The following is a 14,810-nucleotide window of genomic DNA, read 5'->3' as shown; positions in this document are numbered from 1 at the left end:
CCCTGCCTACTTTTTATTTTTCAAATAGTCCAAATTACGACCAATAAGCTCCTTTAGCGCCTCTACCGAAGCGGCAGAACGAAGGCCATCAGCTGGCGTATTCATGCAGTAGTCTACCAGCTTATCAACGGTAGATGTCGCCACATGCATACGTGTATCGCTCGATGCGTAGTAAATAAATACCTTACCATCCTCATCAGCAATCCATCCATTGGTGAATAGCACGTTAGAAACATCACCTATACGCTCCTCTCCTTCTGGTGCCATAAAGTGCCCAGCAGGTGTTGCAATTAACTTGGTAGGATCTTCCAATGAGGTCATGAACATATAAATCACATAGCGCAAACCAGCAGCACAACCACGAACACCGTGAGCTAAGTGTAGCCATCCCTTATCCGTCTTTATAGGATGAGGACCTTGCCCATTCTTAACCTCCTTTATGGTGTGGTAGTAGCGTTGATCGATAATCGTTTCACCGATTACCTCTGCATTGGTAATATCATCAATAAGAGCCCATCCAATACCGCCACCGCTACCAGCATCAATAAAGCCATCCTGAGGGCGAGTGTACAATGCATACTTTCCATTAACAAATTCGGGATGCAGCACAACATTTCGCTGCTGCGACTTGGACTTCAAATCGGGAAGGCGCTCCCAATTTACCAAATCCTTTGTACGCGCAATGCCAGCTGCAGCTACTGCCGAAGAAAGATCTCCTGCAGGTGCTTTCGGATCTTTACGCTCCGAACAGAAGATGCCGTACAGCCAGCCATCCTCGTGTGCGGTTAAGCGCATATCGTAAACATTCGTGTCTGGCTCATTTGTTTCTGGCTCATTTGTTTCTGGCATGGTAATAGGAAAATCCCAAAATCGAAAGTTATCGATTCCATTTGGGCTTTCGGCTACCGCAAAAAACGACTTACGATCGGCCCCTTCGGTACGAACAACCAACAAATACTTATCGCCCCACTTTATGGCTCCTGAATTCAGAGTGGCATTAATGCCGATTCTTTCCAACAAGTTAGGGTTCGTTGCAGGATTAAGATCGTATCTCCAAAAAATAGGCGCATGCTCGTTGGTTAGTATTGGATACTTATAGCGAGTCCAAACACCGTTAGAAGATGCAACTTCGTTAGGACGCGTTACGAGCGTCTCGTACGTTTCAAACAACTCGGAAACCTTTCCTTCAAATTCACTACTCTTCATTCCTTTAAAACTAATTCGGTTGTTTACTTCTTTAACTCTTTAATTCGTCTCTCAACAAGGTTTACTGTCGAGTCGGTATTGAAAACGGAGTTTAGCCCCTGCTCCTCTTGAGCAGGATCTCCCATATATTCGTCTCCCTTAGCCCAGTTCTTGTGCCCCTCGGTAGCACGGGCAAATCCGCCCCATGCCCAAAAGTTACAACCTGCAAGAGCACCTCCCTTTTGCGCACTCGCCACCACAATCGAAAAAACAGTATCGTAGTATCTATCGCGCAAGGTTGTTGTAGAAGACAGACTGTAGCTATGCCCATCCCTTGGAAGCCCAAACTCCGACATCACAATCGGTTTACCAAGTTTTTCGGCTATGGCGATATGCTTTGCCATATATTCTTTTGTAAGATCAATCCCCTTGTCCACCGTACCTGCAATGTCTTTAGGGTTAATCCAGCTCCAGTTCTTAGGCCAAACATGAAACGTTAGGTAATCGACATTCTTATCGGTATGAATGCGTTCGTACATTCCTATATCTTCCTCAGCCCCCTTCTCACCTTCCGATCCTGTTGATACAAGATGGTTATGGTCTAGCGACTTGATCAGGGAAGCTGTCTCGCTTATCCATTTCTCGTAGGCAGGCTTCTGCTTATCGGCGAATGCGCGAGGTTCGTTTGCAATCTGCCACGACATTATTGCAGGATCATCTACATACTTTTTGCCCGTATATCGGTTTGTGCGGGCAATTATAAATTTGATATGATCGCGAAGCTGCTGCTTGCAAGGTTCGCATTCGTGAAATTTATTAACCATTGCCTTAAAGGGCTCCCAGCCTATATAGTTGAGAATAGGGAAATCTCCATATCCATTCCACGCAAGGTATTGCCCAAAGCCTCCCGACCACTCCCAGCTATTGGTAAGGTAAAGTACAGCCACCATCTTTCGCTTGTTAAGCTCCTTCATTAGGTAGTCGAGCCCATCAAGAATAGTATCGTTGTACACCCCAGGGGCTGTTTGCAACGTTGGCTCAACCTTCGTAGGCACTCCGTTAGGGCCATCGGCACCAACCAGAATCCGAAGGTTGCTTATCCCTTTTTTAGATAGAAAGTCAAGCTCCTTCTTCAGCCGCTTTCTATCACCACCCTCGCCCTTCGAACCCAATATTGCCCCATACCAAAAGTTGGTTCCAATAAAGTAGTATGGCTTACCATTACGCTCGAAGTGGGTAGACGAAACCTTGATAAAATCAGAGGATTGTCCCAAAGCGATTCCCGATATAAAAAGGAAAAAAGGAAGCAATAAAAAACTTTTTCTTATTCTACTCATCTCGGTTTAGTTATTGATAGAACTTGGGAAACGATAAAGATTTCGAGTATCACCAGATAAGAAGATGTAAGGAGAACTTGCAAAATCAACAAAGTCTTTTGCTGGTTCTGGATTATATGGAGTTGCCGTATAGTAACTTGTTTGATTATTATACCAATACATTGCATAAGCAATCTTTGCATTGCTTTGGGTAAAGGCTGGAAGCATATAACTAGTGTAAAGCTTGCTTACAGACTTATTGGCAGACGAATAACCAAATTCGGTAAGTGCAGCAACCTTTTTGTGTGCAATGGCAAAGTCTGAAATGATTTTAAGCTTGGAAGATACATTAGCAACACCAGCAGCACCTTTCGCTCCATAATCCTCATAGTTATCAAAGCCTACCACATCTACATAATCATCTCCAGGATAGCAAGTAGTATAGGCTGATTCTGAAGTAAATGTATCACCAGGCGAAAATGCGTAAAGGATGTTGTGTAACCCTTTTTGATCTCGTAGGTACTTAACGGTAAACTGCCAATTCTTTATAAACTGAGCAGGAGTAGCGTAGTGTGGAATTCCCCACCAGAACCAGCTACCATCAAACTCATGAAATAACCTTAAAATAACAGGGATAGGTTTCCCGCTATCATCGGTTGTCGAAGAAAGAATCTGAGCAACCTTATCTAACTTCTTTTTATAGTATTCATGATTTTCGTTACCCTCCAAAATGCTAACAAACGCCCTATTCTTTAGGGTTGGATCAACCTTATCCATTTCGCTAACGTAGAATGCATCACCATGATAAGGTTCATTCATGTGCCAGCAAATGGTTACAACTAGTCCTCTTTTGTAACTCTCTTTAATTTGCTTCTTAAGCAGGAGTTCCTGTTCATACCACCATCCACTAGTTGAAGTTCCATCATTATGGTAGTTCGTGGCAAAAATAAGATCACTTCCGACAACAATTGGATCTTGTCCGGTTGTAAGCTTAATATCTGACTTATCAGAGAATACGTTGCTCTGCTCTGAATAGCGGTTAATAAATGCATCCTGCTGCCCGATCATAACCCCATTTTGGGCATAAGCCTTTAGATTGTAGAATAAGGCCGCAACTTCATCAGTCGCATTTTTATCTACCAAGAAATTCCTCACAGCGGTAGCACTAGGAGATGCCTCAATCCACTCAGGTTCCTCACCTTTAACAGACGTAGCAGAATCACTACTCTTTGTGCAACCTAACGATAAACAGATTAGAAATAAAAATAACAATCGCAAGTTCTGCTTAGTCATTGGCAATTCTATATAGACATTTACTGTAATAAAAGTACTAGATATAGATATCATAGAATGATACTTTTAAACCGTTCCATAATACTTTATCTTTTATTCGTCATCGCCACATCTTCCTCATCCTTAAAAAGAAGGGGCTGCATAAACAGCCCCTTACTAATTAGAGTTTGCAAATGCTACTTATGAACAATTCTGAAATTAACAAGACTTAAGTCGCATGAGAAAAGCGCTGTATTCAGGAAAATGATATTAAATGGATTCCGCCCATTTTCTATCGTTTTATCTCCCATGAAGGTTTTTAGATCCAACTTTACAGTCCTCCATTTTTCATACGTATTAAATGAAATACCTCCAGCTGCAGGATTCCAAGAATACTGACCACCATTAAGTTGGAAAATCATATTCCCAATTGCTAATGGGCTACTGCTTTTTGTATTAATTTCAAATTTAAACCAGTAGTTTTCAGGATGAGCAACCACATCGGCATCGTTAACAGCAGTATTACCACCAAATATCACAAACCAATCCCAAGCAGCAACATTACTACGTACTACTCGTGAATAGGAAGGGTAGCCTATTAGTGGCTTAGGATCGCCAGCATTCGAACCAGAAGTTATTAGGTTCGCCCCAGCCCAAATCCAGTTATAACCACCAAGATCAGCGTAATTTAAAAGTTGGATGCCTGTATCTCTCCACTTTAGTTCCAAAGGTGTTTTTACTAAGGGACTAGAGATAACGATCTTGCTTCCAGGAACAGCATTATCTGGTATTTTGACACGAATTTCAGAACCAGTTGCATCAATAATATCGATTTTATTCCCACCTAATGTAACTGAGCCATTAGCTTTATCAACCTTGTAAAGATCAAAGAAGTCTCCCTCTATTCGTGCTGTATCACCAGGATTCACAAAGTCATTATAAAGGCCATCCAATTTCAAATCGGGAATCACAACCTTAAAATCAACCGAGACAACCCCCTTTTGCGTTGTTACGACTAACTTGTTGTTGACGGTTGTTGGAAGTACACGAGGAATTGGTAGTACAATCTCCTTTGCCTTTATATAAGCCTCCGTCAGGTCTACCTCTACGTCGTTAATTGTTATAGATTTTACACCACTTAGATTTTCACCTTGGATAACAATCATCTGTGCAAGAGCGCCCTCTGTTATAGAAGATTCTCGTGAATTAACAGGTGATATCTTCGCAATTGTTGGAGCACCTGTTGATGTTAATCCATTATCATAACCATCATTGTAGGTTACAATATCATCGCAAGACATCATCATTGCTGAAATCAATGCGAAAAAGAGCAAATATTTTATATGAAGTTTTTTCATTGTCTGATAGATTGCTAGTTCCAACCTGGATTGTTTGTAGTGATCTTAGGATTCGTTAGAATTTCAGATGTTGGAATTGGGAATAGTAAATGCTTAGCGGATCTACTCTTGTTAACCTTGCATTCATCCAATCCACCAATAGAATTCATAACATCAAGATAAATACCCCAGCGCAAAAGATCCCAACGTCTATCTCCTTCGAGGGCAAGCTCCATCGCACGTTCTTCTATAACAGCAGAACGGAATGTTTCTTTATCCAGCAAGGCTCCAGTACCTGTAAGTTTAAACGGTGTTGCATGGCTTCTATTTCTTACTCGATTAAGGGCTTCGATTGCGGCTTGGTTAGGACCTGCAACCTCGTTAGAAGCTTCGGCATAGATCAACAAAATATCCGCAAAGCGAAGGAATGGATAATGAATATCTCCCTTGTTTATTGTTCTATCGCTGACATCTGCATATTTTGTAGTAAATGCAAGACCTCTGCTATTATTGGCAAATGTCCATGCCACGCCATCGTTATATTGTGCTTCTGGCTTTTTTACAAAAACCTGAATAACGTTTCCGCTAGCATCCTTTACCTGATTTCCATCTTTATCCAGAGAGTCTCTTTTTACTCCTTCGGCCCTTTCCTTCCAAGAAGCTGGATAGTAGCAACCCGCATTAAACTGCTGCTGATCAACAAAACGATACTTATGGTTAACCCCGTCGATCACGCGTGAATCCTTAGAATCATCGAATAGCTGATACCAGTGGTCGCGGCATCCCATAAACATACCCTCGATGATAAGCTTAGATGAGTTATCAACTCCGGTATACCATCTCGATACTCCATTACCATAAAGTTGATCGCCACTTTTTGCCTGAAGGCTCCAGATGTGTTCGGTCTTATTTCTATTTGCAATAGACCATACATCTCTAAAGTTGGGAATCAGATCGTAAGTTCCATATGTCCCTTTCATGACTTCCGCTGCCTTATCCATTGCTAGCTTAAAATAATCTTGAGAATTAAACCCTTCATATCCAGCAACAGCAGCGGTCTTCTTTGCAACTAACGTTACAGGCTTTGTACGCACAATTTCTTTCCCATTGAGGGTATATGCAGGACCACCTTTAAAAGTAATATTTGCAGAAGGCGTTGCCGCAGATGCGATGGTTACATATACCTTAGCAAGCAACGAGGCTGCAGCACCAGCAGATGCCCTACCCGAAGTAAATGCTGCATCCGTGTTCTTATACATCATGCCTTCGGCATCTGTTAGCAGCTTAATGATATGCTCATACACTTTTGCAATTGGCTGACGAGGCTGGCTAAAAGCAGCTCCATTAGAAACCGCATCTTCATAAATAGGCACATCGCCATAACCTCTTACCAACCAAAAATAACACCAAGCTTTCAGGAAGTATAGTTCACCAAGATTGTTATTCTTGTGTGCTTCGGAAACATTCTTCATTCCCTTGATGTAGCCTATAGCAACATTAGCACGATTAATTAAGGCATACGAACCAATCCAAAGCCTATTAATTGCGCTTTCCTCCTGGAAACTACCTGCACCCATGGCCGCAAAAGACCAGTCTGGTCCAGTCACATAATCGCAGTCCTGATCAAGGATACGGGGAAGCTCGTCCCACCTAAACATGTCATCGCATAACTTGCTGTAGGTACCCATTACCCACATATCTGCTCCTGCATCGGAATCACCGATTTGCTCTGGTCCTATAAAGTCATATGCTTTCTCATCAAGGAAGTCCGAACATCCCGAGAATAATGACCCTGAAAGAACTAAAGCCGCTATGAATAAAATTCTTTTAATCTTTTTCATCGTTGTTTCATTTTCCAATTAGAATGTTAACCTAAAACCTAAAGAAAAGGTACGACTGCTTGGATAAGAATAAATATCTACACCACGGCGAGATGCGTCACCACCAAATGCATTTACATCTGGATCAAACCAGCTATAGTCGGTAAAGGTAAGGAGGTTCGTTGCGCTTGCATACACATTAATAGCCTGAACTCCTTTAAACTTAGGATGGAATGTATATCCAAGGTTCACATTCTTTAGGCGTACATACGAACCGTCTTCCACATAACGATCGGAAAGAAGCCACTCTCTATTATATCCAGCAACGGCTTTGGGCCACTTTGCATTCTCCCTATTTTCAGGTGTCCAACGCGAGTTATAAGCATCAACCGGAATGTTACCGATGTTTGCTAATCTAACATCCATCAGGTTACCATTAAAGATATCGTTTCCAAAAACACCCTGAATAAAGAAGCTTAAGGTGAAATCCTTATAGGATAAATTATTAGTTACACCCAAAATAAAATCGGGGTTCGTATCGCCAATAATTGTTCTTACCTTATTGCCATCCTTATCTACACGGTACTTGATTTCACCGATTTTCGACTTTACAACATCGGCACTTGCAGTTGCATACTTTGGATCGGCACGTACTTCGGCTTCATTATCGTAGTATCCATCTTCAACATATCCATAGATTGCACCAATTGGCATTCCGTTGCGTTGAATGAATACTTCATCGGCCTTATACCAAAGTGCATTTGCAAATTGATCGGAAGGAAGGCCTCCAATTCTATTTTTATTGAAAGAGAGGTTTGCGTCAATGTCCCACTTGAAGGCACTACCGGTGAAAGCATAGTACTTTCCAGTGAACTCCCATCCCTCGTTGGTTACCCAACCAAAGTTGGTCATCATATTTCCAAAGCCCGTGCTTAGAGGAATTTTTACGTTCTGAAGCAGATCGGTAGTTTTCTTATGGTAGTAGTCTACAGTAAGGTTTAGCTTATTGTTAAAGAAACCCATATCAATACCTGCGTTGTACTGCTCAGTTGTTTCCCACTTAAGGTTTGGATTGGTTGGCCCTCTCCAGTCTACTTCCGAAAAACCACTGCTCAACGAACCTCCAACAGGATAATTTGAGGTTCCTAGATAGCGCCTTGTCATATAGCTACTGATACCTTGGTTACCTGTTTGACCGTAGCTAGCGCGAACCTTAAGGTTGCTGAATACGTTCAGATTCTTGATAAATGACTCCTCCGAAGCTTTCCATGCAAAAGCCGCTGATGGGAAAGTTGCGTACTTATTATCTTCAGAGAACTTACTAGATCCGTCGCGACGTACAGATGCGGTAAACAGATACTTTCCTTTATAGGTATAGTTAAACCGAGCAAGGTACGAAAGCAGGGTATTTCGTCCTCTGCTGCTAGTTGTCTTGTTTTGGGTAAGTCCTTGGCTCAAGTCATACTCCTCTGTGATATCGGTAGGGAAGTTCTGCGAAGAAGCTGATTTGGCACCATACTCAGAAAACTCGGTAGAAAATCCGATCATCGCTCCAACGGAGTGATCGTTAGCAAATACCTTATCAAACGAAAGCAAAGATTCGGAAGTTCTGCTTGTATACCAGCTATCGGATTGACTTGCCAAACCGTTGGTTGGTGCCTTTCCCTCCTGCGTATGCGTTCCGTAGTAGGTTCCACGATCGTTTTTGCTATAGCTTAAGCCTAAGTTCTGACGGAACTTTAAGTAATCGGTAAACTTTATCTCCGCAAATGTAGAGTTAAATGCATTGCCCGAGGTAACCCTATCCTTTGCCGTTTGTACGTAAATATATGGGTTAGCAGCAAGCCAGTTGAGCTGATCGCCAGCTGTAGCTTCCTGGTCGGGATTAAATGTTGTTGGGAAGATTAGCGCAGAACGGATAACACCGTAGTCGTTTGCGCTGGTCTTTGCGAAGTTTGTCTTCGACTGAGAGAAGTTGGTGTTTAACCCTACTTCCAACCACTTGAATGGCTTACGACCAATATTCGAACGGATAGAGTAACGGTTGAAATCTGAATTCTTTATGGTACCTTCCTGCTCCAAATAGTTTCCAGAGATGCTATACCAGCCCTTATCAGTACCTCCCGATACGCTTAAGTTATATTCGCTGGACTTACCTGTTTGGTAGATAAGATCCTGCCAATCGGCACCCTTAACATATGAAGAGTTTCCGTACTTATCTGTATACTTTCCAGGATTCTGGAAATCTTCGGGCTTTGGGTTATACTTACCAGAGTTCTGGATCATATTTCCATTGGAATCGTAGCTGTAGCTCCAAGTCCCAGAGTAAGGTAATGTAGTGTAGGGCGTATTTTCGTAGAATTTGCTATTAACGGTTTCCTCGTTAATATATTTTGCATAGGTAGAAGCATCGAGAACATCAACCTTGTTAGCAATCTTGGAAATACCAAAGTTTGCTGAAAACTCAATCTTATCAGTTCCCACCTCGCCACGCTTAGTGGTAATCATAATTACACCATTTGCACCACGTGAGCCATAAAGCGCTGTAGCGGAAGCATCCTTGAGCACTTCGATCGACTGGATGTCGTTGGGGTTGATTAATGATAATGGGTTAGATGTTTGGTTGTTGTTACTATTACCCGATCCTCCAGAAGGAGTAGATGCAGCATCGTAAGGTATACCATCAACAACGTAAAGGGGCTGAGAACTTGTAGAGAAGGAGTTTGCACCACGAATTTGGATGCTAACACCTGCACCTGGAGCGCCGTCGTTTTGGTTAACAATCACACCAGCCATTTTGCCTTGCAGCCCTTGGTTGATGCTGGCAGGTCCGCCCTTTAGCAGAGCGTCACTCTTAATGGTACCAACCGACCCCGTAAGATCGCTCTTCTTCACGGTACCGTAGGCAACAACCACAACTTCGTCAATCTTCTTAGAATTTGACGTTAGCGCTACATCGATTACCGTATTCTTTCCAACGGGTATCTCCTGGGTATCCATTCCCACAAACGAGAAAGTAAGCACATCCGAAGGCTTTGCCTTAACGATATACCTACCAGCAGCATCTGTCATTGTTCCGACAGGCCTTCCTTTAATGCCCACGGTAACTCCAATGATTGGCGAGTTGTCTGCCTTATCGGTTACCTTACCCTTGATGCTTACCTCCTGAGCCCAAAGCCCCGAGGATACCAGCAAAAGGATGATAACCAATAGTAGTCCTTTCTGCTTCATTATTCTGTGTTTTTTAAGTTAGATTAAACGGTCTTTAAACAAAACTTGATTAAAATCTAGGGGCAAAGTTATTATTTAGTTAAGGCTATGTTAACCTACAATAATTTAGGGGAAAGGGTTGTACCCTGTCAAGATTGTATCATCAGAACCAATTGTTAAATATGACTTAGCTGTATTCCTGTACGTTACGCTGCAAAAGCCTTCATGTTTTTTAGATGTATCATACTATTTTTGCATGAAAGAAGCCGTTGATTTGCAAAAATAATACAGGACATTGTCAATTTATCATCAACCAAACGTACCTTAACTGGTTAAAAAAGCATTACCATAACATCCTAGCGTATACTAATTTTGCATTAAATAAACTAGAAAAAAAGAGATCGATGAAAATGCAATATTTACAGTTTATACTCCTTCTCGCGTTACAAGCAGGCGCAAGCGGTGCTACTGCGGCTAATACAAATTTAGCATCGGACACAAAGGCCACGACTAAGACCCAAAACCTGATCCGCAACATGCATACGCTGGCCAAGAAGGGCACCATGATTGGCCATCAGGATGCGCTCTCGTACGGCATCGGCTGGTACGATAACAGCAACCGCTGCGACGTTAAAGATGTATGCGGTAGCTATCCCGCCGTTATGGGTTGGGACTTGGGGCACCTCGAATTGGGTTCCAGCGTTAACCTCGACAGCGTGAGTTTTGCCACCATGCGAAAAAACATCATTCGCGGCTACGAAGCTGGCGCTATTAACACCATCAGCTGGCATGCCCGCAATCCGCTTACCGGTTCTGATGCCTGGGACATCTCCTCTAACCAGGTAGTTACCTCTATTCTGCCTGGCGGCCAAAAGAATACCCTCTACAACCAGTGGCTCGACCGCGTTGCCGACTTCATGACGAACTTAAAGGGGAAGAATGGCGAGCTTATTCCGGTAGTATTCCGCCCCTACCACGAGCTATCGGGCTCCTGGTTCTGGTGGGGCAAAAAGCTTTGCACTAAGGAGGATTTCGTCGCGCTTTGGAGGTACACCATCGACTACCTTAGGGGTAAAGGCGCGCACAACATGCTGGTGGCCTACTGCCTTGCCGACTTCTACTCCGAAGCAGAGTTCCTCGACCGCTATCCTGGCGATGGCTACGTGGATGTTGTAGGCTTCGACATCTACCATCGCGAAAACGACCCAAAGGGAACGATATTTAGCGCCGACCTCAAGATGAAGAGCGACATCGCCCAGAAGGTAGCAAAGGATCGGAACAAGCTTTTTGCGATTACCGAAGCCGGCTACGAGGCAATTCCCGACTCCAGCTGGTTTACACAGGTACTTGCCCCCGGCGTTAGGGGCCGAAATATATCCTATGTCCTTTTGTGGCGCAATGCCTTCAACAAGAAGGGCCACTTCTATGCTCCTTACCCGGGCCATAGCTCGGCGGCCGACTTTGTGAAGCTAACCCGCGATCGCGCATTCTTCACCTGCCGCAACCTAAAGAAGATGTACAAGTAAAAAAGCTGGCATACCTCAGGCAATTCCCCATCTTGAGGTATGCCAGCCATTTCCTTTCGGAAATCACAGCCAAAATCCGAAAGTCCTTAGTCCACCCCCCTCCGAGGGGCTCCCAGACCAGCAGCAACCACCTTCGCCTACCAAATTTGCTCGATTTGCCATCTTTTTCCTGATAAATAGTTCATTATTTGGCTTTTTTTTTAAAATTCGCCAACTGATTTCGCAGTAAAACACACGAGCATGGCAACGAGAGATATCCTAACCGAGGTTCCACCAATTGCTGAACGGGACAGCTTCGTCATCTTCGAGAGGAAGAAGAGCAGCTTCAACTTTCCCATTCACATCCACAAGGAGTACGAGCTTAACTTCATCGAGAACGCTAAGGGTGCGCAGCGCATCGTGGGCGATCACGTCTCGGAAATCGACGACCTAGAGCTGGTGCTTATCTCGGGCAGCAACCTCGAGCATGCCTGGCTCAACCACACCTGCACCTCCGACGAGATCTACGAGGTAACCATCCAGTTTAGTCCCGAATTGTTCAAGAGCGGATTTATCGAGAAGAAGCAGTTCTTCTTCATCAAGAAGATGCTCGACCAGGGCAGCAACGGGCTGGCCTTCTCGCGCGAGACCATTATCTCGGCACGCCCCGTAATCATGGAGCTGCTCAGGAGTACCGACAGTTTCGGCTCCGTGCTCATCTTCCTGAGGCTGCTCAACCAGCTCTCGCGCGCCCAAGACTCCAAGGTGCTCTCACACTCCATCTTTGCCAAAGGCATAAACAACTACGACAGCCGCCGCATTAAGATGGTGATGGACTACCTCTCGGAGAACTACAAGAAACCCATTAAGCTGATTGATGTTGCCTCGATGGTAAACATGAGCGAGGCCTCGTTCAGCCGCTTCATTAAGCTGCGCACGGGGAAAAATTTCATCGATTGCCTCAACGAGATTCGGGTGAGCGCCGCTTCGCGGTACCTAATCGACGAGCCAACCTGCACCATCGCCGAGATTGCCTATAAGAGCGGGTTCAACAACCTCTCCAACTTCAACCGTATCTTCAAAAAGAAGCGGAGCTTTACACCCCAGGAGTTCCGGGAGCAGTACGTTAAGCGAAAGATTATTATTTGATCTTTTCCTGCAGTCTTAAGGCAATACAGCAAGCATTTTTCGTCAAGCATTCCTTCTTCATCCATGTCGCAAGGTTAAGCGCAACGCTCAATTAGAATTGGATTCTGGGCTTGATTTCTGAATTGAAGAGGAATCCAATAGCAATGCTATTTAGTTAAGCACACCGCTTAATCAGCGCTGTCATGCTGGGATTGTCCCAGCATCTAAATTAACGTCAGCTCGATATCTGTTGCGAACTTTACGAAAAGGCTGCCATAAGCCAATACCAGGTTTATCCTCTACGAAGAAAATAGGCGGCTTATGCTTGTCCTACTACAAATCTTGATGTCCTACGGACAAAATTAGAACAGCAGAATACCGCGTAGCGGTAATAGACTTGTAGCCTATCATTTCTGCTCCCCTGCTTTTTTCTCTGGAGGAGATATACAATAACATTATCGCCTTAAGCTGAGCTGATGTTAAATCAGCATCCAATAGATGCTGAAAAAGTTCCCGTTTCTCGGGATTTCCGCTTCGGCACAACCTTCGGACTATTCTTTAGATTAGATGCGCTGAGCTCGCTTCGCTTGGTTCCGTGACAAGCACGGGATGACACTCCGAGGAAAATTTCTTCCTTAACTAAATGCCATTAATTCCAATAGCCCCCACCAAAAAGGGCCCCGCATTATGCGGAACCCTTTTTGCCGTATCGGTAGCATGTAGTGCTAAATCGCCTCCATCTTAACCAAAAGTACGTTCATCTCATTGCCGGCAACATGTACCTCAACCGTTTGAAAGACAAACCCAATCTTATCAAATGAAACCAAATAGATGCCTTCAGTAAGGTTCTTTATAAAAAAGCCACCCATTGCCGCTGTCTTCTTCACAATCTTCTTTTTCCCTTTCTGCAAAGAATTGGCTTCGGCTGCACTCTTTAGCATAAGGGTAGCCGTTACCCCCTTTAGCGACTCACCGCTCTTCGCATCAACAACGCGTACCTTAAGCGCAAGCGTGCCCCCTCCCGTATTCACAATTTTACGGTTATTCCTGTAGGCCTGATAGAAGATGGGATGGCTTAGCCTAACAATATCCACAAGCACATCAATAACTTTCAGGATTCGACTCGCTTCCTCAAAAAGCGCATCTAGCCTACTGGTTAGCACCTTGTTGCTGCTAATGTAAGTTCGCAGCTCCGGAATCGCTGCTGCATGCATTTCCGATAGCTCTTTTAAGTCGGCCAACGTCTTCTCGGAAATTCCATAGGGCTCTAGCTCCTTTAGGTGCTCGCTGGCCCTAGCATGTACCACCTTTACCTTATCGGCAATGCTAGATTGCTTAGACCGGGTAAAATCTGACGGGGTATAGTAAACCTCCTTCTCTAGAATCTTATCACCTCCCGTTACCGCATACGCCCTAACCTTGCAAATTACATCGTATGTGTTAGTAGCAAGCTGCTTGCGCATCTCCTCCTTAGCCGCTGTTAACCCTTTTATGCTAGCCCCCTGTTTATGCCTAATCGCTTGTATTTCTTTAGCATTATTCTTTAAATCAGTAAATACCGTTGTAAAGTTAGGGATAGCGCTTGCAATATCCAGGTTGTTGTTAAGAAATTCGATGATCGTTAGGATCATTGCTTGCTTCCTTATCATCTTTTTATTCATAGCGGCCTAGTCTTGGTTAGCTGTATAAAACAATATTAAGCATATTTTCATTATTTTTCAATCTTGCAGATTTGTTTCTTAATAAACACTCCCCAATTTTTTCTCAATTACCAACTACTACAATAAATACACAACTTAATCATGCAACCTCAATACTGGTTCTATAATAAATAGCGTAAATATTAGTGATGAGTTTGCCCGTTTCTTAGAGAATCTACTCAACTTATTGGAGGTTGTTCTCTTCTTCCAATCTAATTCTCTAAGTTCCACTTGAGGCTGATAAAATTAAAGTCCTAACGAACTTCAGTTCGTAGTAATAATAGGTTCTTTATAAGTGCGAGTGTTGAATATAGAAAGATCCATAATCAGCATCGTA

Annotated in this window: 9 protein-coding genes; 2 read left to right on the top strand and 7 right to left on the bottom strand. The window is 43.6% G+C overall.

Annotated features, from left to right (window positions below; translation table 11 throughout):
- Window positions 1-6 precede the first annotated feature (6 nt).
- The 6 genes from ACHZA1_RS10840 to ACHZA1_RS10815 form a co-directional block, all read right to left on the bottom strand.
- Window positions 7-1,206: a glycosidase gene (locus ACHZA1_RS10840; protein ID WP_320051901.1), complete on the bottom strand. Its 1,200-nt coding sequence runs from the start codon at window positions 1,204-1,206 to the stop codon at window positions 7-9.
- 23 nt (window positions 1,207-1,229) lie between these two features.
- The gene (locus ACHZA1_RS10835; protein ID WP_394701079.1) at window positions 1,230-2,513 is read right to left on the bottom strand and encodes a beta-mannosidase; all 1,284 of its coding nucleotides are present in this window, start codon (window positions 2,511-2,513) and stop codon (window positions 1,230-1,232) included.
- A gap of 15 nt (window positions 2,514-2,528) precedes the next feature.
- Entirely contained in the window at window positions 2,529-3,794 is a 1,266-nt protein-coding gene (locus tag ACHZA1_RS10830; RefSeq protein WP_320051899.1) for a glycosyl hydrolase, read from the bottom strand.
- A 176-nt stretch (window positions 3,795-3,970) separates the two neighbouring features.
- A complete protein-coding gene (locus ACHZA1_RS10825) occupies window positions 3,971-5,131 on the bottom strand; it encodes a glycan-binding surface protein (RefSeq protein ID WP_320051898.1) in 1,161 nt (386 codons plus the stop codon).
- Between the two features lie 14 nt (window positions 5,132-5,145).
- Complete coding sequence (locus ACHZA1_RS10820) at window positions 5,146-6,951, bottom strand: RagB/SusD family nutrient uptake outer membrane protein (protein WP_320051897.1); 1,806 nt, start codon at window positions 6,949-6,951, stop codon at window positions 5,146-5,148.
- An 18-nt stretch (window positions 6,952-6,969) separates the two neighbouring features.
- Window positions 6,970-10,161: a TonB-dependent receptor gene (locus tag ACHZA1_RS10815; RefSeq protein ID WP_320051896.1), complete on the bottom strand. Its 3,192-nt coding sequence runs from the start codon at window positions 10,159-10,161 to the stop codon at window positions 6,970-6,972.
- Window positions 10,162-10,544: 383 nt separating this feature from the next.
- Here ACHZA1_RS10815 and ACHZA1_RS10810 point away from each other — a divergent pair, with 383 nt between their 5' ends.
- Window positions 10,545-11,666: a glycosyl hydrolase gene (locus ACHZA1_RS10810; protein ID WP_320051895.1), complete on the top strand. Its 1,122-nt coding sequence runs from the start codon at window positions 10,545-10,547 to the stop codon at window positions 11,664-11,666.
- A 240-nt stretch (window positions 11,667-11,906) separates the two neighbouring features.
- On the top strand, window positions 11,907-12,794 hold the full coding sequence (locus ACHZA1_RS10805) for an AraC family transcriptional regulator (RefSeq protein WP_320051894.1): 888 nt from the start codon (window positions 11,907-11,909) through the stop codon (window positions 12,792-12,794).
- 704 nt (window positions 12,795-13,498) lie between these two features.
- On the opposite strand, the gene ACHZA1_RS10800 is transcribed toward ACHZA1_RS10805, so the two are convergent.
- Window positions 13,499-14,422 carry a hypothetical protein gene (locus ACHZA1_RS10800; RefSeq protein ID WP_321426966.1) on the bottom strand — a complete coding sequence of 308 codons (924 nt, stop codon included), beginning with the start codon at window positions 14,420-14,422 and terminating at the stop codon, window positions 13,499-13,501.
- Window positions 14,423-14,810: the final 388 nt, after the last annotated feature.

Source organism: uncultured Acetobacteroides sp. (assembly GCF_963667355.2).
GTDB lineage: Bacteria > Bacteroidota > Bacteroidia > Bacteroidales > ZOR0009 > Acetobacteroides.
Note: the sequence above shows the minus strand (reverse complement) of the source record. Positions and strands in the feature narration are given on the sequence as shown.

What these genes read in the sequence shown, in the direction of transcription:
- ACHZA1_RS10815 (WP_320051896.1), bottom strand. Translation starts at nt 10,161, where the DNA reads ATGAAGCAGAAAGGACTACTATTGGTTATCATCCTTTTGCTGGTATCC.
- ACHZA1_RS10800 (WP_321426966.1), bottom strand. Translation starts at nt 14,422, where the DNA reads ATGATAAGGAAGCAAGCAATGATCCTAACGATCATCGAATTTCTTAAC.
- ACHZA1_RS10825 (WP_320051898.1), bottom strand. Translation starts at nt 5,131, where the DNA reads ATGAAAAAACTTCATATAAAATATTTGCTCTTTTTCGCATTGATTTCA.
- ACHZA1_RS10830 (WP_320051899.1), bottom strand. Translation starts at nt 3,794, where the DNA reads ATGACTAAGCAGAACTTGCGATTGTTATTTTTATTTCTAATCTGTTTA.
- ACHZA1_RS10805 (WP_320051894.1), top strand. Translation starts at nt 11,907, where the DNA reads ATGGCAACGAGAGATATCCTAACCGAGGTTCCACCAATTGCTGAACGG.
- ACHZA1_RS10820 (WP_320051897.1), bottom strand. Translation starts at nt 6,951, where the DNA reads ATGAAAAAGATTAAAAGAATTTTATTCATAGCGGCTTTAGTTCTTTCA.
- ACHZA1_RS10810 (WP_320051895.1), top strand. Translation starts at nt 10,545, where the DNA reads ATGAAAATGCAATATTTACAGTTTATACTCCTTCTCGCGTTACAAGCA.
- ACHZA1_RS10840 (WP_320051901.1), bottom strand. Translation starts at nt 1,206, where the DNA reads ATGAAGAGTAGTGAATTTGAAGGAAAGGTTTCCGAGTTGTTTGAAACG.